This window comes from Pseudomonas sp. 2725, assembly GCF_050434585.1.
GTDB lineage: Bacteria > Pseudomonadota > Gammaproteobacteria > Pseudomonadales > Pseudomonadaceae > Aquipseudomonas > Aquipseudomonas jessenii.
Genome location: NZ_JBNDIV010000004.1, coordinates 480,021 through 501,939, shown reverse-complemented (window position 1 = coordinate 501,939; position 21,919 = coordinate 480,021). Strand labels below are relative to the sequence as shown.

Here is a 21,919-nt window from a genome sequence, read left to right as displayed (position 1 = left end):
GCGGGACACCTGACCCCCGCGGCGTTTTCACAACCATCGCGAGCAAGGGAACAGGTTGAAACAACGAAATCCCATCAAGCACCATGGAGAGTTGTGCATGAGTCCAGGCGAACCGGTTACAGGGTTGATTCTTTCCGGTGGCGGGGCTCGGGCGGCCTATCAGGTCGGGGTGCTGGCGGCGATTGCCGAATTGCTGCCGCCGGGGGCCCGCAATCCGTTTCCGGTGATCGTCGGCACCTCGGCGGGCGCGATCAACGCCGTCAGCCTCGCCAGCGGGGCGATGGACTTTCGTAACGCCATCGAGCGCCTGACGGCATTCTGGCAGGGCTTTCGCAGTCATCTGGTGTTGCGCAGCGACTGGCCCGGGGTGATCCGCCAGGCCAGCCGCTTTGTCAGCCACAGTTTGCTCGGCATCGGTGCCCAGGTTCCGGTGGCGCTGCTCAACAGTTCTCCGTTGCGGGATTTGCTCAACGACAAGCTGCATATGGGTGGCATCGCCGAAGCGATCGCACAGAAGCAATTGCATGCGGTGGCGGTTACCGCGTTCGGCTATGAGTCCGGCCAGGCCGTCACCTTCTATGAGGGCGGCGGCAAGATCGATGCCTGGTTGCGCCATCGGCGTATCGGTGTTCCCACCCGGTTATCCGTTGAACACCTGCTCGCCAGTTCGGCCATTCCGCTGCTGTTCGCCCCGGTGAAAATCGGCGAAGAGTATTTCGGGGATGGCGCGGTGCGTCAGTCGGCGCCGATCAGTCCGGCGTTGCATCTGGGTGCCAGTCGGGTGCTGGTGGTGGGCGTCAGTGGCAACCCCCGCGGGATTGACCCGCGACAACCCTTGTTGCGTAGCTACACCGGTCAGCAGCCGTCCCTGGCGCAGATCGGCGGGCACATGCTCAACAGTACGTTCATTGACAGCCTGGAAAGCGACATCGAGCTGTTGCAGCGCCTGAACCAGTTCAGTCACCTGATGCCCGACGGTACACCCACCCGCGCTTTGGGCGTGGCGCCGGTGGACGTGTTGGTGATTTCACCGAGCCAGCCGATCGATGAGATTGCCGCGCGTCATCGCCAGGAATTGCCGGCGGCATTGCGCCTGTTTCTGCGCGGGCCGGGGGCGACCAAGACCAGTGGGGCGGGGGTTTTGAGCTACCTGCTGTTCGAGGCGGGGTATTGCAGCGAGTTGATTGAACTGGGGCGGCGGGATGCGTTGGCCAAGCGCGGGGAGTTGTGCCGGTTTCTTGGAATTGGGGAGTCTTTGGTTTCGGCTTGAGATGTAGGAGCGAGCCCGCTCGCGATGGACGAAAGGACACCGCGGGGTATCAGGACCCCAGCGTTATCGTTCACGACGATAGCGAGCGGGCTCGCTCCTACAGGAGGTTTTCAGATCAGAAGTGAACCTTGACCAGGAAGCTGGTCACGCTCTGATCGGTCTTGAAGCCCTCGCTGTCTTCGATACCGTATTTGTTTTTCCAGTAGTCATACTCGACACCGACGTACAGCTGCTTGGCACCCAGATTCAACGCCTTGCCCAGGTCGTATTTGACCTGCGGGTTGAAGTGCAGGTTGGCGTGGTACTCGCCTTTGCTGTTGACGTCGTTGTCTACCACCCAGTCCATGAAGCCGTCGATCAGGACGTCCGAGCCACCCACCGGAATGGTGTAGGACCAGACCGGAGTGATCTGCCAGACATCGTCACCCGGACGGCCACCCTCGGTGTGACGATTATAGAAGTTCAACTGGAAGTAATCGAAACCAGGAATGGCCAGGTCGAAACCAGGACCGACCAGGTACGACTCGGTGTCGTCTTCGCCGAACTCATACGTCATGGCCAGCAGCACGTCCTTGATCGGGCCGAACTCCAGCTTCTGGTCAAAGATCTTGCCGAACGACAGGCGTGGCTGGAGTTCGCCGTAGTGAGTGTTTTCACCCGCGAAATGGTCTTCCTTGCCGTTGTAGAAGATTTTGTCGATGAAGAAGAAGTTGTCGCCGTACTTCCAGGCATCGGCGTGTTCGAAGGTCACCGTCTGCTGGATGCGCGGGTTGACCTGGAAGTCCTTGCCATACAGGTAGGTCAGGCTGTTGTTCTGCCACTGCAGCAAATCGCCGGCCATGGCCTGGCCCCCGGCCAGCATCGATCCCGCCAGCATCAGGCTAGTGCACGTACGTTTCATTCGGTTGCTCCCAAAAAGTAGGTGGTTCCACGTTATTTTTTTAAGGTCGGCGCTCTGGTGTGGCGCCTTTTTCTGTAGCGGTAAAAAATCATCCATTCGGTCAGCTTTAATGCTGTTAGCAAGAGCTGAGCCAAGGCTTTCAAAAAGCAAAAAAACTCCCGTTCGACGGCTCAAGAGCGGTCGATTGAGAGGGGTTTTGGAGTGCCTTGGTGCCTGCCAGAGCCGGGATAAGTTGGCTTTCTGGTCAGGTTTTACATCCGGGCTTTTTTTTAAACCGGATTCGGGCGGCCGCGGAGAATACTGACTCCTCGGCCAGGTCTCAAGTGCTCCGCAACGGCGCACCGACGGCAGGTTTTGGGCACGGTTGCGGAGCAGCATCAGAAGTGCACCTTTACCAGCAGGCTGGCGGTGTTTTCATTGGTGTTGAAACGGGAGCTGTCCTGGACGCCGTATTTGTCTTTCCAGTAGCTGTATTCGGTGCCGACATACACCTGTTTCTCGCGCCAGCCCAGGGCTTTGCCCAGGTCGTATTTGATCTGCGGGTTGAAGTGCAGGTTGGCGTGATAGGTGCCGCGGGAGTTCTGGTCGTTATCCACGACCCAGTCGATGTAGCCGTCGATCAACAGGTTCGAGTTGCCCAGTGGCAGGGTGTAGGACCAGGCCGGGCTGATTTGCCAGACATCATCGCCAGGGCGCGAGCCTTCGGTCTGGCGGTAATAGAAGTTCAGGGTAAAAAAGTTGAAACCCGGTACCGCCAGGTCGAAACCGGGACCGATCAGGTAGGCCTCGGTGTCGTCTTCGCCGTTCTCGTAGGTCATGGCCAGCAGCACGTCCTTGATCGGGCCGAATTCGAAACGGCGGTCGAGGATCTTGCCGAAGGAGAGGCGTGGGCTGAACTCGCCGTAATAGGCATGAACGCCTTTGTTTCGGTCTTTCTCGCCGTTGTAGTAGGTGCTGTCGATAAACATGAAGTTGTCGCCGTACTTCCAGCGGTCGGCGTGTTCGAAGGTTATCGTCTGCTGGATCGCCGGGTTGATCGCGAAGTTCTTGCCATACAGATAGCTCAGGCTGTTGGTCTGCCACAGCAGTAGATCGCCGGCCATGGCCTGACTCGCGGCCAGCAGGCCAGCACCCAACAGCAGGTTGGTTTGTGTCCGAATCATCTGTTGCTCCCTCTTGTTTTTATTTTAAGGCGCAGGAAACCCTTACCCTGTAGGAGCGAGCCTGCTCGCGATGGTCGTCAACGATTACGCGTGTTATCTGGATAAACGCGGTGTTCTCGGGTTCATCGCGAGCAGGCTCGCTCCTACAGGGGGCGTGTGTTTCCGGGTTAATGCGTGTGAGCGTGGCAGTCGTTGATGGCCGCGCGTTCGGCGCCACCAAGGATGTTGAACAGCAGATTCAGCGTCAGCGCGCTGAGGGTGGCCATGGCAATGCCGCTGTGGGTGATCGGGCTCATCCACACGGGCAGGTGGGCGAAAAACTCCGGGCGTACAACCGGGATCAGGCCCATGCCGATGCTCACCGCCACCAGTAACTGGTTGCGACGGTCACCGATGTCGGCCTCCTGGAGAATCTTGATTCCGGTGGCGGCGACCATGCCGAACATCGCAATCGCTGCACCGCCCAGTACTGCCGGAGGAATCGACGCCACCAAAAACGCGGCTTTGGGCAGCAGGCTCAAGACGATCAGCAACCCGCCGGCAACGATGGTCACCGAACGGCAACGCACGCCGGTCATCTGTACCAGGCCGATATTCTGGGCGAAGGAGGAGTGGGTGAAGGTGTTGAAGAAGCCGGCGAAGAACGAAGCGCCGGCATCGCACAACAAGCCTCGACGCAGCATCCGTGGACAGACTTCCTGGCCGGTGATCTTGCCCAGCGCCAGAAACATCCCCGTGGACTCGACGAAAATGATCACTACCACCAGGCACATCGACAGGATCGGCGCGAGTTCGAATTTGGGCATGCCGAAGTGCAGCGGAGTGACGAATTGCAACCATGGCGCCTGGGCCATGCCACTGAGGTCGACCATGCCGAGCAGGCCGCAGAGCACATAGCCCAGGCACATGCCGATCAGCACGGAAATATTGACCCAGAAACCGCGCATGAAGCGATGCACCAGCAAGATGGTGCCCAGTACCAGTGCGGCGATGGTCAGGTAAATCGGTGAACCGAATTGAGTGGCGCTGGCACCGCCGCCGGCCCAGTTCACAGCCACGGGGAACAGCGACAAACCGATCGAGGTGATGACTGTGCCGGTCACCAGCGGCGGGAAGAAGCGTACGACTTTGGACATGAACGGGGCGATGATCATGCCGAAGAACCCGGCGGCGATGGTCGCGCCGAAGATCCCTTGCAGGCCGATACCGGGCATGCCGGCCATGGCGACCATGCTGCCGACGGCGGCGAAACTGGCGCCCATCATCACCGGCATGCGAATGCCCATGGGGCCGATGCCGAGGGACTGGACGATGGTGGCGATACCCGCCACCAGCAGGTCGGCGTTGATCAGGAAGGCGATTTCTTCACGACTCAGGCCAGCGGCCTGTCCGATGATCAGCGGTACCGCGATGGCACCACCGTACATCAGCAGAACATGTTGCAAACCGACCAGGATCAGTTGCAAGAGGGGCAAACGCTGAATGGCGGGTGCGTCGGGGATGCGCGCTTCGGATAGCTCGGACATGCAACACCTCGGATCTTTTTATTCTTGTGATTTACAGCTGCAGTGCTGCTGGCAGCTGTATTCGAATCTGGTGGACCGCGTTGCGGCCAATCGCAGGCAAGCCAGCTCCCACACAGGCCATGCAAAACCTGTGGGAGCGAGCTTGCCCGCGATGCTTTAGCGATTAATTGGTCTGGGCTCCCTGCACAATCCAGGCACCGATCAGGTCACGTTCCTGCTGAGTCATCTGCGTGATGTTGCCCAGTGGCATGATCTGGCTGGTGACGGCTTGCGCCTGGATCCGCGGTGCGTTCTGGCGGATTTGCTCGGGAGTGTCCAGCATCACCCCGGCCGGGGCCGCGCTGAACAACGGGCTGGTTGGTTTGGCCGAGTGGCAGACCGTGCAACGCTCCTGGATCACGCTGTGCACCTTGTCGAAACCCGGGCCGGCATTGGATGCCTGAGCCGGAGCGGCAGCAGGTGCTTCTGCGGGTTTGGCTTCAGCAGGTTTCAAACCACCGCCCACTGCGGTTTCCGGCAGCGGCTGGTATTCGATTTTCGCTGGAGCGTTGGCCACTTCTGGGGCGCTGGACATCGGCTTCGGACCGGACACATAAGCCAGGCAGATCATGCCCACCGCTGCCACTGGCAGGGTCCAGGCAAACTTGTGGCTGTCGTGACGGGTGTTGAAGTAGTGACGCACCAACACCGCCAGTACCGCGATCCCGGCCAGGATCAACCAGTTGTACTGGCTGCCGTAGGTGCTCGGGAAGTGGTTGCTGATCATGATGAACAGCACCGGCAAGGTGAAGTAGTTGTTGTGACGCGAACGCAACAGGCCTTTGGCCGGCAGCGCCGGATCCGGCGTGCGGTTCTCGGCAATCGCCGCAACCAGTGCGCGCTGTGCCGGCATGATGATGCGGAACACGTTGCCGACCATGATGGTGCCGATGATCGCGCCGACGTGCAGGTACGCACCCCGACCGCTGAACACTTTGCTGAAGCCGTAGGCAGCGCCGATGATCAGGACGAACAGGATGAAACCCAACAGGGCAGGGCGTTTGCCCAGGGCCGAGTCGCACAGGAAGGAGTAGATGAACCAACCGATGAACAGCGAGCCGAGGCCGATGGCCACGCCTTCAGGACCGCTCAGGGTGCTGCCCGGAGCCAGCAGGTAGAGCGTCGGGTTGGAGTAGAACACCACGCACAGCAGCGCGATACCCGACATCCAGGTGAAGTAGGCTTCCCATTTGAACCAGTGCAGGTTGTCCGGCATGGTCGGTGGAGCCAGTTTGTATTTTTCCAGGTGATAGATACCGCCGCCGTGGATCGCCCACAAATCACCGGCCAGACCGCTTTTCGGATTGACCCGATTGAGGTTGTTTTCCAGCCAGACGAAGTAGAACGACGCACCGATCCAGGCCACGCCAGTAATCATGTGAACCCAGCGCACGCTCAGGTTCAGCCATTCCAACAGATGTGCTTCCACAGTCTTTACCTCTCGCCTGTCACTCTGTTGTCGAGTGATCAGACCTTCTCTTATTGGTGGGGGGCGAGGATCAAACGCTCATCCTCTTTAAAAAAATGCTCATCGCAGTTATTGCCTGTGCCACTGCGATCAACCACCAGGAAGTCATCCCGCTTTTCGATCGTCAGCACCGGGTGGTGCCAGACGCCGCGATGGTAATTAATGCCCTGCCTGCCGTTGGTGACGAAGGCGCGGACCAAGCCTGATACAGGTTCATCGCCAAGTGGCGCGACCACGATCAGAAAGGGGTTGCCGAGCAGCGGAATGAAAGCCTGGCTGCCCAGCGGATGGCGCTCCAGCATGCTGACGGTCAGCGGCATGTCCTGCGCATCGGCGCGGAAGATGCTGATGATCGCGTTGTCCTCTGGCGTGGCGGTTTCGACCACAGCCAGTTTGTGGAAGCGCATGGTCGAACCGTTGTTGATCATGAAGTGATCGCTGCCGTCGGTTTCGATCACGTCACCGAAAGGGGCGAAGGCTTCTTTGGTCAGCGGTTCAATCGTCAGTGTGCGCATGCTGTTCTTATCCGAATTCTGTGTTGTTAGTTCTATCGCCATCGCGAGCAAGCTCGCTCCCACAGTGGACTGTGGCGTTCACAATACCTGTGGGAGCGAGCTTGCTCGCGATTGGTCCCACCGCTTATTTAGCGACCTTGCCCAAAACGCGCAGGCGGCTCACACCACCATCCGGGAACACGTTCAGGCGGATGTGGGTGATCGGGCCCAGTGCCTTGATCTGCTCGGCGAAGGTGTGTTCGGCGTGCATTTCCAGCTTCTGGCTTGGCAGCAGTTCGCGCCAGAACAGCGACTGGGTTTCGATCTGGCTGTCGGTACCGCCCTTCACGAACGCGCCCTGGATCGAGCAGCTGTCCGGGTAGTTGCCTTTGAAGTGCAGGGTGTCGACGATGACTTTCTCGACTTCGCCGGCATGACCCAGCGCGACGATGACCCAGTCATTGCCCGGGGTACGACGACGCGCGGTTTCCCAGCCATCGCCCATGTTGATGCCACGGCCCGGGTTGAGGATGTTGCTCATGCGACCGAAGTGTTCATCGGAGCAGGCGAGGGCGCGACCACCGTTAAGGGCCGCAGCCAGGTCGACTTGCTCGTTGTCGCCGGTAGCCGACCAGTCACGGAACGGCACGCCGTACACGCGCAGACGGGCCACACCGCCATCCGGGTAGATGTTGAAGCGCAGGTGGCTGAAGGCCTGGTCGTTGTTGATTTCGTGGTAGTGGTGGCTGTTGCCTTGCAGCTCGACGGCCGACAGCACTTCAACCCACTGGGTGTTTTCGTTCGGCTCGCCTTCGGTCAGGAAGCAGGCTTCCAGGGACGCCGATGGCGGGAAGTTGCCGGTGAAGAATGAAGTGTCGATGTCGACGCCCTTGATCGAACCCGGTACGCCCAGGCGGATCACTGCGCTGTCGAAGCCTTCGAAGCGCTTGCGGCGCGATTCCCAGCCGTCCATCCACTTGCCGTTGTCATCGAACACGCCCTCCTTCCATACGGCCGGGGTCGGTTGGAACAGACGGTTGGCGTCTGCGAACCAGTCATCGGTGACCGAGATGATTTTGGTGCCCAGGCGGGCATCGGCCAGGTTGACGAACTTCTCGAAAGGTACGGCGTAAGCTTTCATTCTTCTTGTCTGCCTTTAAATAAGTGGCTTGGGATACTTGCCAGGCCCCCGGGCGGTTTCGGCGTTCTTGAATCCGCTGGGGCCAGGCTTGCTATAGGGTCAGTAATCGGAACAGGGCGATCTTGTTGATCTCCGCCAGCGCGCACTTGAACTCGGTGTCGACCGGGTTGTGGATGCGCGTTTCGAACGCTGCGAGGATCTGATGCCGGTTGCTGCCTTTTACCGCCATGATGAAGGGAAACTTGAACTTGGCTTTGTAGGCGTCGTTCAGCTCGGTGAAGCGAGAAAACTCTTCGGCCGTGCATTGGTGAATACCGGCGCCAGCCTGTTCATTGGTGCTGGCTTCGGTAAGTTGGCCCTGGACGGCGGCTTTGCCGGCCAGGTCCGGGTGAGCGTTGATCAATGCCAGCTGACTGGTGTGATCGGCGCTCAACAGGATGTCGCTCATGCGCTGGTGCAGGGTTTCGATCTCGTCGATCGAGGCATCCTGGCCCAGGTCGAAGGCCTTCTCGGCCACCCATGGCGAATGTTCGTAGATGTCGGCGAAAGCGGCGACGAAGGCGTCGCGGCTCAGGGCCGAAGGTTTGACGGTTTGAAAGGTGCTCATTTGGCAGCCCCTGTGTACGGGTGGGTTTCTTGCCAGTGACGCGCGATGTCGACGCGACGGCTGAACCACACCTGTTCATGACTTTTAGCGTATTCGATAAAGCGCTTGAGTGAAGCCAGACGCGCCGGACGGCCGATCAGGCGGCAGTGCAGGCCGATCGACAGCATCTTCGGAGCCTCGGCGCCTTCGGCGTAGAGCACGTCGAACGCATCTTTCAGGTATTCGAAGAAGTCGTCGCCCTTGTTGAAACCCTGGACCTGGGTGAAGCGCATGTCGTTGGTGTCCAGGGTATACGGGATCACCAGGTGCGGCTTGCCGGTCGGGTTGTTCGGTTCCCAGTAGGGCAGGTCGTCGTCGTAGGTGTCGCAGTCGTAGAGGAAACCACCTTCTTCCATCACCAGGCGACGGGTGTTCGGACCCGTGCGGCCGGTGTACCAGCCCAGCGGGCGAGTGCCTGTGATTTCGGTAAGGATGCGGATGGCTTCGAGCATGTGCTCGCGTTCCTGGGCTTCGTCCATGTACTGGTAGTCGATCCAGCGATAGCCATGGCTGCAGATCTCGTGGCCGGCATCGACCATGGCGCGGATCACGTCCGGGTGACGCTGGGCGGCCATGGCCACGGCGAAGATGGTCAGTGGAATATCGAATTCCTTGAACAGCTTCAGGATCCGCCACACGCCGGCACGGCTGCCATACTCGTAGAGGGATTCCATGCTCATGTTGCGCGCGCCTTGCAGCGGCTGGGCTGAAACCATTTCCGAGAGGAACGCTTCGGATTCTTTGTCGCCGTGCAGGATGTTGCGCTCGCCGCCTTCTTCGTAATTGAGTACGAACGACAGGGCAATGCGGGCATTGCCCGGCCAGTGGGGGTGAGGAGGGTTACTGCCGTAACCGACCAGGTCGCGTGGGTAGTCAGCGCTCACTGCAGGCTTCCTTCTTATTCGATGATGACGGTTGGTGTGACGCAGCTGAAAATGGGATGGCGGGCTTGCGTCACAGCGATGGGCTGATTGTATACAACTTTATATTCACTTTGTAAGCCTGATTTTTCGCATTTTTCACCGACTGTCATCTTTTACTGCTATTGGCGTGAGCCTGCAAGAAATCTGCCTGACTGGTCAATTATTGATTGAAGGGGTCATAGACGGTGCGGTTTAGCGGGAAATCGGCGGTAAATATGCAGATGGCGGACGTCGTACGAAAAATGTCGTTTTTATTGTGTACAATTTTTTTGAAAAGTGTCTTAATCAGTCGCTCGCCGCAGCTTTTCGTGCTCCGAATCGGTGCGGTCTCCTTTTCAACTGACTTCGGGAGGCGCGAAGTCTGACTGCTCCACGCAGGCAGGCGCGCAGAATCAATGGGACGTTTGACCACACACGTTTTGGACGCAGCACACGGTTGCCCGGGCAGCTCGATCAAGGTCGAGTTGTACCGCGTTGAAGGATCGCACCTGGAATTGGTCGCCAGCGCGATAACCAACAGCGATGGCCGTGTCGATGCACCGCTGCTGCAAGGCGATGACTACCGCACCGGGGTCTATCAGGTTCAGTTTCATGCCGGCGATTACTACCGCGCCCGTGGCGTTCAGCTGCCGGAGCCTGCATTCCTGGATGTCGTGGTGCTGCGTTTCGGCATCTCCGCCGAGCAGGATCACTACCATGTGCCGTTGTTGATTTCGCCTTACAGCTACTCCACCTACCGCGGCAGCTGATCCCCCAGGCAGCTGCTGCAACCTGGAAGCGACTGCGCATATAGCTTCTTTGGTCTTTCGCCCGCTCACACTGCGGGCTTTTTTTCGTCTTGATAAATGCTGCGCCTGGTCTGACGCCATCGCGAGCAGGCTCGCTCCCACATTGGATCTGCGGCGGTCACAAATCCCCTGTGGGAGCGAGCTTGCTCGCGAAGCATTTGATCCTAGCGGCTGAGCAGAGACGCAGCCCCCGCGCCACTGAACAACCCCGCACTCACCCGATTGAACCAGCTCTGTCCCTTGCCGCTGCGCAGATACCGTGCCGCACCATGGGCGCTGAGGCCGTAGGCCAATTTGCACAGCAGGTCGAGCACGGTCCAGGTCACGATCATCACCAGCAGTTGTGGCAGGAACGGCTGTTCGGCACTCAAGAACTGCGGCAGGAAAGCGGCGAAGAACAGGATGTCTTTCGGGTTGCTTGCGCCCAGCATGAACGCACGCCCGAACAGTGCGCGAAAGCGTGGCACCGGCGCGGCCTGTGGCACTTCAGCGCCATGGGAAGGCAGGCGCGATTGCTGCCAGCTCTGCCAGGCGAGGTAGAACAGGTAAAGGGCGCCAAGAATCTTCAGGGCACTGAACAGCTGTTCCGACGCCAGCAACAACGCCCCCAGGCCCAGCGCCGAAGCACTCAGCAGGCAGATCGATGCCGACACGCCGCCGAGAAAGGCCGGGTAAGAGCGGCGCAGGCCGTAATTCAGACTGTTGCTGATCATCAGCAACGACAGCGGCCCCGGGATCAGGATCACTATCAGCGCAGCGCCGCTGAACAGCAGCCAGGTTTCCAGACTCATCACTTTCCTCCATTTGCACAAAAGCCCCACCCGACGGGGTGAGGCTGTTTTCAAGCGTGTACCGCGTGTGGTTTACAAGAAGATGAACTTGGCGATGAAGATCGCGCAGAGCACCCACAGGCTCACCGAAATTTCCTTGTACTTGCCGGTACCGGCCTTCATCGCCACGTAGGTGATGAAGCCCAGTGCGATGCCGTCGGCGACCGAGAAAGTCAGCGGCATCATGATGGCGGTGACAATTGCCGGAATGCTGTCGGTGGCTTCGTCCCATTCGATGTGGGCCATGCCGCCCATCATCAGCATCGCTACATAAATCAGCGCGCCCGCGGTTGCATAGGCAGGAATCATCCCGGCCAGCGGTGCGAAGAACATGGCTGCAATAAATAGCACACCTACGGTCACTGCGGTAAGACCAGTCCGACCACCCGCTGCAACACCGGCAGCACTTTCCACGTAGCTGGTGACCGGTGGAACGCCGACTACCGCACCGAATACGCTGGAAGCACTGTCGGCTTTCATGGCGCGGGAGAGGTTTTCGATCCTGCCATCAGCGCCCACCAGGTTGGCACGCTGGGCAACGCCCATCAGGGTGCCTGCGGTGTCGAACATGTGCACGAAGAGGAAGGCCAGAACCACGCTGACCATGCTGATGTTGAATACACCCACAACGTTCATGGCCATCCAGGTCGGAGCCAGGCTCGGTGGGGCGGACATGATGCCCTCGTAGTGCACCAGTCCAAGGCCCCAACCGGCGAGGGTCACGGTGATGATGCTGATGAGGATCGCGCCGAACACCTTGTGATAGCTGAGGATGGCGATCATCAGGAAGCACACGGCGGCGAGCAGCGGACCGGGTTCGCGCAGGGAGCCGAGCTTGATCAGGGTCGCCGGGCTATCGACGACGATGCCTGCGGTTTTCAGGCCGATCAGCCCCAGGAACAGACCCACGCCGGCGCCCATGGCGAAGCGCAGGCTGACCGGGATGCTGTTGAGCAGCCATTCGCGGATCCGCGAGAAGGTCAGGATCATGAACAACACACCGGACACAAACACCGCGCCGAGGGCGGTTTCCCAGTTGTAGCCCATGGTACCGACCACGGTGTAGGTGAAGAAGGCGTTCAGCCCCATGCCTGGTGCCAGGCCGACCGGCCAGTTGGCGTACAGGCCCATCAACAGGCAGCCGAGTGCCGCGGCGATACAGGTGGCGACGAACGCCGCCCCGTGATCGATCCCGGCGTCGGCCATGATGTTGGGGTTGACGAAAATGATGTAAGCCATGGTGATGAAGGTTGTCAGACCGGCAATCAGCTCGGTCTTCACCGTGGTGCCGTGCAAGCTGAGTTTGAACAGACGTTCCAGCAAGCCATTGCGTAATGGCGGCGAGATTTCCAGCGTCGATGCTTCGGATTTGCGGCTTTCCACAGCGAGTACTCCTCAAGAGTTTTATTGTTATTTCCAGGGCCGGATCCGAGAGGGGTGGCAGCGGCCCTTTGAGGTACTTGCGAATTTGTTGACCGCTTGGTCAGGAACTCGCACGAAGTGGATTATGCTTTTGTATACAAAGAAAGCAAATAATGTTTTTGATTTTGTAGACGAAAAGTTTGGCAATAGGGATATATCGCCTGTTCTGGCCCCTTCGCGAGCAAGCCCGCTCCCACAGGGGAATGCGGTCACCTGTGGGAGCGGGCTTGCTCGCGAAGGCGTCGGTTCAGCCACTGCAAATCCAGCAGATTGAATACTCAGTCTGCCGACAACTGGCCTTTTCCCAACGCCAGGTTCACCGTCAACCACCCATTCACCGCTGTCTCCCCGGCCTCGGCAAACACCCGCTCCAGCAATTTCACCTGCTCACGGCGCAACGACTGTTCGAAACGAGCGCCGTCATCGGTCAGTTCCAGCAGACGCTTACGCTTGTCAGTCTCGGACGCGACGCTGTCCACCAGATGCATCTCGACCAACTGACGCAACGGCATGTTCAGCGCCTGCTTGCTCACACCGAGTAAAGCCAACAGTTCCTTGACACTCAGGTTCGGATAGCGGGCGATGAAAAACACGATGCGCTGATGCACCCGACTCAGGCCGCGACGTTCGAGCATTTCATCGGCCTTGGCGGTGAAGGCCTGGTAGCCGAAGAAAAACGCTTCCATGGCTTGCTGCTGGGAAAGCGGGTTTTTAAGGTCAAGCATATTGACGTATCCGTTCGTGGAGGCGTAATTTCGGTCAACAAGTTTGACTCATTTTTCACATGCCTCGCTACCGGTGATCCCCATGGCTTTTTCCGAACGTGTCTCACGCCTTAAAAGTTCCTTGATCCGTGAAATCCTCGCTGCGGCCCAACGTCCGCAGGTGATGTCGTTTGCCGGCGGCTTGCCGGCCGAAACCATGTTGCCGAAGGTCGAGTGGGCCGAGATGCCGGTTTCCATGGGCCAATACGGCATGAGCGAGGGCGAACCGGCGCTGCGCGAAGCGCTGGCCGCCGAGGCGCGAGCGTTGGGAGTGCCATGTGAGGCAAGCCAGGTACTGGTGGTCAGCGGCTCACAGCAGACCCTCGACCTGGCCGCCAAGCTGTACATCGACAAGGGCACCGAAATCCTGCTCGAAGCGCCGACTTATCTGGCGGCATTGCAGATTTTCCAGCTGTTCGGCGCCGACTGCCTGACCGTGCCGCTGGAGGCTGACGGACCGAACTTGACGGCGCTACGTGCTCGCCTGGAACAACACCGCCCGTCTTTCATCTACTTGATCCCGACATTCCAGAATCCATCGGCGGTGCGTTACAGCGAAGCCAAGCGCAACGCGGTGGCGGCATTGCTTGATGAGTTTGGCGTGACGCTGATTGAGGACGAGCCTTATCGCGAGCTGACCTTCGACGGTGGCAGCGCCACGCCGATTGTCAGTCGCTTGAAGAAGGCCAGCTGGATCTATACCGGGACCGTGTCGAAAACCCTGTTGCCGGGTTTGCGTGTCGGCTACTTGATCGCCAGCCCGGACCTGTTTCCACATCTGTTGAAACTCAAGCAATCGGCGGATTTGCACACCAATCGGGTCGGCCAGTGGCAGGCGCTGCAATGGATCGGCACCGAGAAATATCAGCAACACCGTAGTGAGTTGCGCGATTTTTATCGGGGGCGTCGGGATGCGTTTCAGGCTGCGCTGGAAACGCACTTCTCCGATCTGGCGGACTGGAACGTGCCGCAGGGCGGGCTGTTCTTCTGGTTGAAACTCAAGCAGCCGCAAGACACCCGCACCTTGCTGAATGCCGCGCTGGCCAACGACGTGGCGTTCATGCCGGGGGAGCCGTTCTTCCCCGAGCCGGACAACCATCCGGGGTATCTGCGATTGAACTTCAGCCACATTGATCCGGCGCGGCTGGATGAGGGGCTCAAGCGGTTGGCGGCGGTGGTGCGTGCTGCCCAGGCCGCAAAAGCAGCCTAGATACAAATAAACCGGCCAATGGGCCGGCTTATTTTTGTCTGAAATTTATGGTGCCTGTGCCGGCCTCATCGCGAGCCAGCTCGCTCCCACAGGTTTTGTGTACACCACAAGTCCACTGTGGGAGCGAGCTTGCTCGCGATGGGGGCATCAGCCCCGCCCAAATTTTTCAGGCTGCCGCAAAACGCTTGTCCAGATAATCAATGATCACCTTGGACTCGTACATCCAGGTGGTCTGGCCATTCTCTTCAATGCGCAGGCACGGCACCTTGATCTTGCCGCCTTGCTCCAGCAAGGTCTGGCGATCCTGTTCGTTGTTCTTCGCGTCGCGAAGGGCCACCGGCACATTCAGGCGGCGCAGGGTACGGCGAGTCTTCACGCAGAACGGGCAGGCGTGGAATTGATACAGCGTCAGGCCCTTGGCAGCCGAATTGACCTGTGCCTGAACTTCCGCCGGGCGCTGCTTCTTGCCTGGGCGGGTGATGAAGTCGATGAAGATGATCAGTTGGCCAAGGCCGACACGAAGCGCTTTTACGAACACGTTGAAAGCCTCACGGTGCAAATGAATAAGGGCGCGCAGCTTACCTGATTTTTCACAGGCGAAAAAAAACCGGCGATGAACGCCGGTTTTCTTCGTGCCGCGAATTACTTGATGAGGCTGAGGAATTCGCTGCGGGTGGCGGCGTTCTCGCGGAACTCACCAAGCATCACCGAGGTGATCATCGTCGAATTCTGCTTTTCCACACCGCGCATCATCATGCACATGTGCTTGGCCTCGATCACCACCGCAACGCCCAGGGCGCCGGTAACCTGCTGGACCGCATCGGCGATCTGGCGGCTGAGGTTTTCCTGGATCTGCAGGCGGCGGGCGTACATGTCGACGATCCGCGCCACTTTCGACAGGCCCAGGACCTTGCCGCTCGGGATGTAGGCGACGTGAGCCTTGCCGATGAACGGCAGCAAGTGGTGTTCGCACAACGAGTACAACTCGATGTCCTTGACCAGCACCATTTCGCTGTTGTCGGAGCTGAACAGGGCACCGTTGGTGACCTCTTCCAGTGTCTGTTCATAGCCGCGGCAGAGGTACTGCATGGCTTTGGCGGCACGTTTTGGCGTGTCGAGCAGGCCTTCGCGGGAAACGTCCTCGCCGAGCTGGCCGAGGATCGCCGTGTAATTCTGTTCCAGGGACATGAAACTACCTGTGGGATTTTACGCAAAGGGCAAGGGTACGGTGACGGACACGACGCTGCAAGCGTGACGCGTCAGCTTTACTCGTCACGACCTTCCATCATGGTGCGTTTGAGCATCACATAAACCGCGCCGGCACCACCATGTTTCGCCTGGCACGAGGTGAAGCCGAGTACCTGTGGATGCTGGCGCAGCCAGGTGTTGACGTGGCTTTTGATCATCGGCCGCTTGCCGTCCAGGCGAACAGCCTTGCCATGGGTGACGCGCACGCAGCGGATTTCGAATTTGGTAGCTTCAGCCAAAAATGCCCAGAGGGTTTCCCGGGCCTTTTCCACGCTCATGCCGTGCAGGTCGAGGCTGCCTTCGAAAGGAATCCGCCCGACCTTGAGCTTGCGCATCTGGCTTTCCTGCACGCCATCGCGGGCCCACATCAGCTCGTCTTCAGGGCCGACGTCGATGACGAACTGATCGGACAGCCCGTCGACGGTGGTGGATTCGGTGCGCACGGTGGCCGCTTGACGCAGCTTGGCAATCTGCGCGCGGTCAGCCTTGGGTTTGCCGGTTTCGGCGCGATCGTGCTTGATCGGCTTGACGCCTTGGATCGCGCTTTTGAACAGGGAAAAATCGTCGTCTTGCATGTCAGCCTCCGCGAAGGGCGGCCAGTTTACCCAACTCGAAGCGAATCGGGCGCGACAAAAACGCGCGCGATGCCAGGCTCAGTCGTGTTTTTTCATCAGGTGCGGGGACATGGCCAGCTCCCGCGACTGCCGTGAGCGACGACGGCAACGGCGCCATAGCCAGACACCGAGGTACAGCACGAACAGGCCGATGGCCAGGATCACGGCAGCACCGGTGCGGCTTGTGTTCAATTCACCCAGGGCGGGTGCGTGGCCGAGCAGGCTGGCGGCACCGGCCATGGCCAGCAACACGCCGCACATCGCCAGCAACGCCGCGAACGTCGCGCCGATTCGAAAACGCCAGTTGCTTTGGCCTTTGGGCCGCAAGCGGCGAGCGTCAAAACCATCGGATAACTTCATTCCGACCTTCCTCAATGGGTATCGGCCCTTCGACCGGGAGTTGACCGGGATGTTCCTGAGGCTAAGACAATTACGGCAAATGGGAGGCTTTTGCGGATGAGCGGCGTTCCAGGCCGCTCATTGAGCGTCGATCAGATCAGTTCACGGGTCAGCGCGAGGGTGGCGAAGTTGTCGCCCATGATCGCCATTTCCGTCTGATGGACGTGTGCGGCACTGAGCACGCCGCCCTTGTAAGGCAGGTCGCGGGTGGCGCAGGCGTCTTCCACCAGGGTGCAGCGGAAGCCCAGGTTCTTGGCGGCACGTACCGTGGTGCTGACGCTGGAGTGGCTCATGAAACCGCAGACGATCAGGTCAAGGGCGCCGAGGTCTTCCAGGCGTTGTGCCAGTTCGGTGCCGTGAAAAGCGCTTGGCAACAATTTGCCGATGACGGTTTCATCGCTCTGTGGCTCCAGGCCCGGAATGAACTCACCACCTACGCCCTGTGGGTTGAACAGCCCGCCGAGGGTGCCGAGGTGGCGGACATGCACGATCGGCCGGCCGGCGGCGCGGGCAGCGGCGAGCAGTTGCTTGATGTTCGCGACAGCTTCATCCATGCCGCTCAGGGCCAGGGGACCGCTGAGGTATTCTTTCTGGGCATCGATGATGACCAGGGTGGCATGGCTCAGATTGGCCGCTGCATAACCGCGGCCGCTGAGTTGAAACATCGTTTTTGGAACAGACATTCTGGGGCTCCTTGGAGTGGGGCTTTTGCGCCATTGTCCTCTGGCTGAGCGGTTCTGTGAATCGCTACGATCGTAGGTGCCGTCGTTGCTGGCCTGTAGCCTTGTCAATAGTCACGTTTTGTTCAATAGCCTAGCGAAAAAATGGATAACTCCTACATTTGAATCGGTACTTTCCCGCGTCGTCGTGAAGTCGTTTGACTGGTAGAATCCCCCGTCGATTTTTCTGGAGTTTGCCGTCGTGATCACTTCCCGCCTTCGTACCCTGCGTGACCATATCCGTTGGGCCGTCAGCCGCTTCCATGGGGAGGATCTTTTTTTCGGCCATGGCACTGATAACGCCTGGGACGAAGCCCGGCAATTGGTGTTGGGCGCGTTGCACCTGCCGTGGGAAATATCCGACAGCTACCTCGACTGCAATCTGGAAGAAGACGAAGTGGTTCACTTGCAGCTTTTGCTCAAGCGCCGCATCGAAGATCGGGTGCCTACCGCGTATCTGCTGGGCGAGGCCTGGTTCTGTGGCATGTCGTTCATCGTCGATGAGCGTGTGCTGATCCCGCGCTCCCCCATCGGCGAGTTGATCGAAAACCGTTTTACCCCGTGGCTGGCTACCGAGCCGGCGCGGATTCTCGACCTGTGCACCGGTTCCGGTTGCATCGGCATCGCCTGCGCCTACGAGTTCCAGCATGCCGAGGTGGTGTTGGGGGACCTGTCGTTCGAAGCGCTGGAAGTGGCCAATCAGAACATCGAGCGTCATGGTGTCGATGAGCGTGTGTACACGGTGCAGGGTGACGGTTTCGAGGGCTTGCCGGGTCAACGTTTCGACCTGATCGTGTCGAACCCGCCCTACGTCGATGCGGAAGATTTCGCCGATATGCCGGACGAATACCAGCACGAACCGGAACTGGGCCTGGCCTGCGGTGACGACGGTTTGAACCTGGTGCGGCGCATGCTTGCCGAGGCGGCGGATCACCTGACCGAGAAGGGCTTGCTGATTGTCGAAGTGGGCAACAGCCAGGTGCACGTCGAGGCGTTGTACCCGGAAGTCGACTTCGCCTGGCTGGAGTTCGAGCGTGGCGGCCATGGTGTGTTCATGCTCAGCGCGCAGCAGTGTCGTGAGCATCAGGCGTTGTTCGCTTCTCGCGTCTGACCGGGCATTTGTGGCGAGGGGGCTTGCCCCCGTTGGGCTGCGAAGCAGCCCTGAACCCTCACACCAGATTTATCCAGATATGTCTGTGGTAGCTGTTTTGCGACCGCTTCGCGCTCGAACGGGGGCAAGCCCCCTCGCCACAAGGTGCAGTAACTCAAGCCTTCAACGATGCGTGGCAATCCAGATCAACAACCCCGCCTGAAACACCGCAAATGCCACCAGGCAGGTGATGGTGAATCGCAACCCGGCGTCTTCGCGTTTGTACTTGCTGACCTTTTCTTCGTGTTTCTTGAGTTTGACTTCCTGCTCGGCCAGGTTCTGTTCGGCTTGCTGGAGCATCTGCGCCGCCTCGAGGATTTCCACGACCTGCAGTTTTTCGCTGTTCCAGTCGCCAGAGAGGTCGCCGACCTTGACCGGCTTGACACTGCCTTTCAAATGCTGGGCATCGGCATACACCACGTCGAAACCGTGCACGCGCAAAAAATGATCGCGGCGCAGGCGGGTGTCTTCGTTCAGTGCATCCTTGTTGTTCAGGTCAAAGCCGTCGACGGTGTAGGTCGGCCAGCGCTTTTTCGCCCAATTGATGCCCTGGGCCGCCAAGTAGCGACCAATGCCACGGTTCAGCGGTTCAATCTGCAGTCCGCTTTCCGGTCCGAAATGCACGCGTTTTTCAGCGTGATCGACCCACACGTCCAGATGATTCTGTTCCTTGCGTACGCGCTGGCCGGGCAGGGTGATGCTCATGCGCATCAGGCTGTGCGTCTTGTCATTGCGTTCGGCATAGCCTAACTCGACAAAGCGCAATGGGCGTCCGCCTGTGTTGCGGTCAGTCTGCAGCGGCGCCAGACGGAGCATCTTGTGGTGCTCGACGTGGAGGTCCGCCCAGGGCAGCTCGACCGCTGGCGGTGCGTCTTTTTCAGCGCTGGTGTCGGGTGAAGTCTGGGTGTCAGTCATAACGGCGAGATCCTGTCCAAGCTCAGCTTGTCGCCAACCAATGTGTTGGCGACAAAGGCTTATCGGCCGTTTTTTTCAAGACTGGAGGTTAACTGGCGCGAAGTCCGTCAATAAAACCGAGGATTCGCGTGCCCAGTTCCGCCGCCAGGGGCAGCTGCGGGTCCTTATAGGAGGCCAGTTGGCGTTTGACGTCGTTGGGCACGATGCGCATGACGTGGTTCATGCCCTCGATCAGCGCCAGTTCGGCGTCCGGTTTGGCAGCCTTGAGCAGCCTTGCGTCATTGACGCCGACCTGGATGTCGTTGCTGCCCTGAATGATCAGTGCTGGCATCTTCAACTTCGCAAATGCCGCGGCCGGGTCCTGGCGGAACAGGGAAATCAGGTAAGGCTGCACGCTCGGGCGGAAAATCACCTGCAAGGGTGGCGGCACATTGTCGTCGGTTTTCCCGGCCTTGAGGCTGTCGAGCAATTCATTGCTGCGCAGCATCAGCGGTTGAGGCAGGCGATTGCCCAGTTGCTCGCGAATGACCTGATCCACCGGTCTTGCGCTGCCGGAGACAGAAATCACCGCGTCGGCATCGATATCCGGCGCAGCGAGGCTGGCGATCAGGGCGCCTTCGCTGTGACCCAGCACGATCAACTGGCCAAAGCGCGGATCGGTCTTGAGTTTCCGGCCCCAGGCTTGGGCGTCGGCCACATAAGCTTCCACCGTCAGATTGCGTTCATCCGGGGTCGCCGCCAGGCTCGCGGCCACGCCACGCTTGTCGTAACGCACGCTGGCGATGTTGTGTTTGGCCAGCACCCAGGCCAGGCGCTTGAGGCTGTCATTGCGCCCGCCGTCGGCGTTGTTTCCGTCACGATCCGTAGGGCCGGAGCCTGAAATGATCAGGACAACCGGTACTCGATTGTCGGATTTTGGCAGCAACAGCGAGCCGAAAAGCTCGCCGGTGCCCGTATCCAATGTGATCGGTCGTTGCAGGACAGTCGCCTGGGCGAAGCCGGAAATCAGGGTAAGGCTCAAGGCTAGAACTCGCAGCATCATCGCGCCATTATCAAGAAGATGCCGGTTGGACTCACGGGCACCCATAAGGTTCGAGGATGAACTACTTGGGTAGCCTGCGTATACTGGCGCGCATTACGTATTCAGGTTCATTTCACGGAGCGTCCTGCATGTCCGGCAATACCTACGGCAAGCTGTTCACTGTCACCACCGCGGGCGAAAGCCATGGCCCGGCGTTGGTCGCCATTGTCGATGGCTGCCCGCCGGGGCTGGAGATATCCCTGGAGGATCTGCAGCGTGACCTGGACCGCCGCAAGCCCGGCACCAGCCGCCACACCACCCAGCGCCAGGAAGCCGACGAAGTCGAAATCCTCTCTGGCGTGTTCGAAGGCCGCACCACCGGTTGCGCCATCGGCCTGTTGATCCGCAACACCGACCAGAAGTCCAAGGACTACTCGGCGATCAAGGACCTGTTCCGCCCGGCCCACGCCGATTACACCTACCACCACAAATACGGCGAGCGCGATTATCGCGGCGGTGGTCGCAGCTCGGCCCGTGAAACCGCGATGCGCGTCGCGGCCGGTGCGATTGCAAAAAAATACCTGGCCAGCCAGGGCATCGTCATTCGCGGCTACATGAGCCAGTTGGGGCCGATTGAAATCCCGTTCAAGACCTGGGATTCGGTCGAGCAGAACGCCTTCTTCAGCCCGGACCCGGACAAAGTGCCTGAGCTGGAGGCCTATATGGACCAGTTGCGTCGCGACCAGGATTCGGTCGGTGCGAAAATCACCGTGGTCGCCGAAGGCGTGATGCCGGGCCTGGGCGAGCCGATCTTCGATCGCCTCGACGCGGAGCTGGCCCATGCGCTGATGAGCATCAACGCGGTCAAGGGCGTGGAAATCGGCGCCGGTTTTGCCAGCGTCGCCCAGCGTGGCACCGAGCATCGCGATGAAATGACCCCGGAAGGTTTCCTCAGCAACAACGCGGGCGGCATTCTCGGCGGTATTTCCTCCGGTCAGCCCATCGTTGCGCACCTGGCGCTGAAGCCGACGTCGAGCATCACAACGCCGGGCCGCTCCATCGACATCCATGGCAACCCGGTGGAAGTGATCACCAAGGGCCGTCACGACCCGTGCGTGGGCATCCGCGCCACGCCGATTGCCGAGGCGATGATGGCCATCGTGCTGATGGATCACCTGCTGCGCCATCGTGGGCAAAACGCCGACGTGCGTGTGAGCACGCCGGTGCTGGGTCAGCTGTAAATGGCTGACATCATGGTCGCAGCCGTC

The 21,919-nt window shown here is 59.6% G+C and carries 23 protein-coding genes; 5 read left to right on the top strand and 18 right to left on the bottom strand.

Going from position 1 to position 21,919, the window contains the following annotated elements:
- Positions 1-97 precede the first annotated feature (97 nt).
- Entirely contained in the window at positions 98-1,270 is a 1,173-nt protein-coding gene (locus ABIE16_RS13675; protein ID WP_090453970.1) for a patatin-like phospholipase family protein, read from the top strand.
- A 115-nt stretch (positions 1,271-1,385) separates the two neighbouring features.
- Here the strand turns inward: ABIE16_RS13675 and ABIE16_RS13670 are convergent, their stop codons facing one another.
- The 8 genes from ABIE16_RS13670 to puuE form a co-directional block, all read right to left on the bottom strand.
- Positions 1,386-2,171 carry an outer membrane protein OmpK gene (locus ABIE16_RS13670; protein WP_429521368.1) on the bottom strand — a complete coding sequence of 262 codons (786 nt, stop codon included), beginning with the start codon at positions 2,169-2,171 and terminating at the stop codon, positions 1,386-1,388.
- 377 nt (positions 2,172-2,548) lie between these two features.
- Positions 2,549-3,334: an outer membrane protein OmpK gene (locus ABIE16_RS13665; protein ID WP_218496859.1), complete on the bottom strand. Its 786-nt coding sequence runs from the start codon at positions 3,332-3,334 to the stop codon at positions 2,549-2,551.
- A 167-nt stretch (positions 3,335-3,501) separates the two neighbouring features.
- Positions 3,502-4,860, bottom strand: coding sequence for a nucleobase:cation symporter-2 family protein (locus ABIE16_RS13660; RefSeq protein WP_057715762.1), 1,359 nt, complete (start codon positions 4,858-4,860; stop codon positions 3,502-3,504).
- Positions 4,861-5,023: 163 nt separating this feature from the next.
- Entirely contained in the window at positions 5,024-6,328 is a 1,305-nt protein-coding gene (locus tag ABIE16_RS13655) for a urate hydroxylase PuuD (protein ID WP_340314462.1), read from the bottom strand.
- Positions 6,329-6,378: 50 nt separating this feature from the next.
- Positions 6,379-6,882, bottom strand: a complete 504-nt coding sequence (locus tag ABIE16_RS13650) for an ureidoglycolate lyase (protein WP_085723223.1) — start codon at positions 6,880-6,882, stop codon at positions 6,379-6,381.
- Between the two features lie 124 nt (positions 6,883-7,006).
- Entirely contained in the window at positions 7,007-8,002 is a 996-nt protein-coding gene (alc, locus tag ABIE16_RS13645; protein ID WP_057715760.1) for an allantoicase, read from the bottom strand.
- Between the two features lie 91 nt (positions 8,003-8,093).
- The gene (gene uraD / locus ABIE16_RS13640) at positions 8,094-8,609 is read right to left on the bottom strand and encodes a 2-oxo-4-hydroxy-4-carboxy-5-ureidoimidazoline decarboxylase (RefSeq protein WP_429521367.1); all 516 of its coding nucleotides are present in this window, start codon (positions 8,607-8,609) and stop codon (positions 8,094-8,096) included.
- Positions 8,606-9,532 (bottom strand): allantoinase PuuE, encoded by a 927-nt coding sequence (puuE, locus tag ABIE16_RS13635; RefSeq protein ID WP_057715758.1) that lies wholly within the window; start codon positions 9,530-9,532, stop codon positions 8,606-8,608. The genes uraD and puuE overlap by 4 nt, the downstream gene beginning before the upstream one ends.
- A gap of 434 nt (positions 9,533-9,966) precedes the next feature.
- Between puuE and uraH the strand changes: the two genes are divergently transcribed.
- A complete protein-coding gene (gene uraH / locus ABIE16_RS13630; RefSeq protein ID WP_003223171.1) occupies positions 9,967-10,320 on the top strand; it encodes a hydroxyisourate hydrolase in 354 nt (117 codons plus the stop codon).
- Between the two features lie 203 nt (positions 10,321-10,523).
- Here the strand turns inward: uraH and ABIE16_RS13625 are convergent, their stop codons facing one another.
- The 3 genes from ABIE16_RS13625 to ABIE16_RS13615 all read right to left on the bottom strand — a co-directional run bounded on the left by ABIE16_RS13625 (position 10,524) and on the right by ABIE16_RS13615 (position 13,336).
- Positions 10,524-11,150, bottom strand: coding sequence for a LysE family translocator (locus ABIE16_RS13625; RefSeq protein WP_429521366.1), 627 nt, complete (start codon positions 11,148-11,150; stop codon positions 10,524-10,526).
- A gap of 72 nt (positions 11,151-11,222) precedes the next feature.
- Positions 11,223-12,572, bottom strand: a complete 1,350-nt coding sequence (locus tag ABIE16_RS13620; RefSeq protein ID WP_090453980.1) for an NCS2 family permease — start codon at positions 12,570-12,572, stop codon at positions 11,223-11,225.
- A gap of 317 nt (positions 12,573-12,889) precedes the next feature.
- Positions 12,890-13,336, bottom strand: a complete 447-nt coding sequence (locus ABIE16_RS13615) for a MarR family winged helix-turn-helix transcriptional regulator (RefSeq protein ID WP_218496849.1) — start codon at positions 13,334-13,336, stop codon at positions 12,890-12,892.
- An 82-nt stretch (positions 13,337-13,418) separates the two neighbouring features.
- Here ABIE16_RS13615 and ABIE16_RS13610 point away from each other — a divergent pair, with 82 nt between their 5' ends.
- The gene (locus ABIE16_RS13610; RefSeq protein ID WP_218496846.1) at positions 13,419-14,585 is read left to right on the top strand and encodes a PLP-dependent aminotransferase family protein; all 1,167 of its coding nucleotides are present in this window, start codon (positions 13,419-13,421) and stop codon (positions 14,583-14,585) included.
- 166 nt (positions 14,586-14,751) lie between these two features.
- Here the strand turns inward: ABIE16_RS13610 and ABIE16_RS13605 are convergent, their stop codons facing one another.
- The 5 genes from ABIE16_RS13605 to ABIE16_RS13585 all read right to left on the bottom strand — a co-directional run bounded on the left by ABIE16_RS13605 (position 14,752) and on the right by ABIE16_RS13585 (position 17,529).
- Entirely contained in the window at positions 14,752-15,123 is a 372-nt protein-coding gene (locus ABIE16_RS13605; RefSeq protein WP_046042961.1) for a glutathione S-transferase N-terminal domain-containing protein, read from the bottom strand.
- Between the two features lie 104 nt (positions 15,124-15,227).
- Positions 15,228-15,773 (bottom strand): GTP cyclohydrolase I FolE, encoded by a 546-nt coding sequence (gene folE / locus ABIE16_RS13600; protein WP_007988130.1) that lies wholly within the window; start codon positions 15,771-15,773, stop codon positions 15,228-15,230.
- A 77-nt stretch (positions 15,774-15,850) separates the two neighbouring features.
- The gene (locus tag ABIE16_RS13595; RefSeq protein WP_429521365.1) at positions 15,851-16,408 is read right to left on the bottom strand and encodes a Smr/MutS family protein; all 558 of its coding nucleotides are present in this window, start codon (positions 16,406-16,408) and stop codon (positions 15,851-15,853) included.
- A 78-nt stretch (positions 16,409-16,486) separates the two neighbouring features.
- Positions 16,487-16,807, bottom strand: coding sequence for a hypothetical protein (locus ABIE16_RS13590; protein WP_008048404.1), 321 nt, complete (start codon positions 16,805-16,807; stop codon positions 16,487-16,489).
- Positions 16,808-16,938: 131 nt separating this feature from the next.
- The gene (locus tag ABIE16_RS13585) at positions 16,939-17,529 is read right to left on the bottom strand and encodes a cysteine hydrolase family protein (protein ID WP_056721821.1); all 591 of its coding nucleotides are present in this window, start codon (positions 17,527-17,529) and stop codon (positions 16,939-16,941) included.
- 238 nt (positions 17,530-17,767) lie between these two features.
- Here ABIE16_RS13585 and prmB point away from each other — a divergent pair, with 238 nt between their 5' ends.
- Positions 17,768-18,676: a 50S ribosomal protein L3 N(5)-glutamine methyltransferase gene (gene prmB / locus ABIE16_RS13580; RefSeq protein WP_218496843.1), complete on the top strand. Its 909-nt coding sequence runs from the start codon at positions 17,768-17,770 to the stop codon at positions 18,674-18,676.
- A gap of 162 nt (positions 18,677-18,838) precedes the next feature.
- Here the strand turns inward: prmB and ABIE16_RS13575 are convergent, their stop codons facing one another.
- A complete protein-coding gene (locus tag ABIE16_RS13575) occupies positions 18,839-19,630 on the bottom strand; it encodes a hypothetical protein (RefSeq protein WP_218496831.1) in 792 nt (263 codons plus the stop codon).
- An 88-nt stretch (positions 19,631-19,718) separates the two neighbouring features.
- Positions 19,719-20,717 carry an alpha/beta hydrolase gene (locus tag ABIE16_RS13570; RefSeq protein WP_090453986.1) on the bottom strand — a complete coding sequence of 333 codons (999 nt, stop codon included), beginning with the start codon at positions 20,715-20,717 and terminating at the stop codon, positions 19,719-19,721.
- Positions 20,718-20,800: 83 nt separating this feature from the next.
- Between ABIE16_RS13570 and aroC the strand changes: the two genes are divergently transcribed.
- Positions 20,801-21,892, top strand: coding sequence for a chorismate synthase (gene aroC, locus ABIE16_RS13565; RefSeq protein ID WP_057715749.1), 1,092 nt, complete (start codon positions 20,801-20,803; stop codon positions 21,890-21,892).
- Positions 21,893-21,919: the final 27 nt, after the last annotated feature.

Excerpts from the sequence above, each read along its gene's own strand:
- ABIE16_RS13675 (WP_090453970.1), top strand. The coding sequence starts at position 98 with ATGAGTCCAGGCGAACCGGTTACAGGGTTGATTCTTTCCGGTGGCGGG.
- ABIE16_RS13670 (WP_429521368.1), bottom strand. The coding sequence starts at position 2,171 with ATGAAACGTACGTGCACTAGCCTGATGCTGGCGGGATCGATGCTGGCC.
- ABIE16_RS13665 (WP_218496859.1), bottom strand. The coding sequence starts at position 3,334 with ATGATTCGGACACAAACCAACCTGCTGTTGGGTGCTGGCCTGCTGGCC.
- ABIE16_RS13660 (WP_057715762.1), bottom strand. The coding sequence starts at position 4,860 with ATGTCCGAGCTATCCGAAGCGCGCATCCCCGACGCACCCGCCATTCAG.
- ABIE16_RS13650 (WP_085723223.1), bottom strand. The coding sequence starts at position 6,882 with ATGCGCACACTGACGATTGAACCGCTGACCAAAGAAGCCTTCGCCCCT.
- alc (WP_057715760.1), bottom strand. The coding sequence starts at position 8,002 with ATGAAAGCTTACGCCGTACCTTTCGAGAAGTTCGTCAACCTGGCCGAT.
- uraD (WP_429521367.1), bottom strand. The coding sequence starts at position 8,609 with ATGAGCACCTTTCAAACCGTCAAACCTTCGGCCCTGAGCCGCGACGCC.
- uraH (WP_003223171.1), top strand. The coding sequence starts at position 9,967 with ATGGGACGTTTGACCACACACGTTTTGGACGCAGCACACGGTTGCCCG.
- ABIE16_RS13625 (WP_429521366.1), bottom strand. The coding sequence starts at position 11,150 with ATGAGTCTGGAAACCTGGCTGCTGTTCAGCGGCGCTGCGCTGATAGTG.
- ABIE16_RS13615 (WP_218496849.1), bottom strand. The coding sequence starts at position 13,336 with ATGCTTGACCTTAAAAACCCGCTTTCCCAGCAGCAAGCCATGGAAGCG.
- ABIE16_RS13610 (WP_218496846.1), top strand. The coding sequence starts at position 13,419 with ATGGCTTTTTCCGAACGTGTCTCACGCCTTAAAAGTTCCTTGATCCGT.
- folE (WP_007988130.1), bottom strand. The coding sequence starts at position 15,773 with ATGTCCCTGGAACAGAATTACACGGCGATCCTCGGCCAGCTCGGCGAG.
- ABIE16_RS13595 (WP_429521365.1), bottom strand. The coding sequence starts at position 16,408 with ATGCAAGACGACGATTTTTCCCTGTTCAAAAGCGCGATCCAAGGCGTC.
- ABIE16_RS13590 (WP_008048404.1), bottom strand. The coding sequence starts at position 16,807 with ATGAAGTTATCCGATGGTTTTGACGCTCGCCGCTTGCGGCCCAAAGGC.
- ABIE16_RS13585 (WP_056721821.1), bottom strand. The coding sequence starts at position 17,529 with ATGTCTGTTCCAAAAACGATGTTTCAACTCAGCGGCCGCGGTTATGCA.
- ABIE16_RS13575 (WP_218496831.1), bottom strand. The coding sequence starts at position 19,630 with ATGACTGACACCCAGACTTCACCCGACACCAGCGCTGAAAAAGACGCA.
- ABIE16_RS13570 (WP_090453986.1), bottom strand. The coding sequence starts at position 20,717 with ATGGGTGCCCGTGAGTCCAACCGGCATCTTCTTGATAATGGCGCGATG.
- aroC (WP_057715749.1), top strand. The coding sequence starts at position 20,801 with ATGTCCGGCAATACCTACGGCAAGCTGTTCACTGTCACCACCGCGGGC.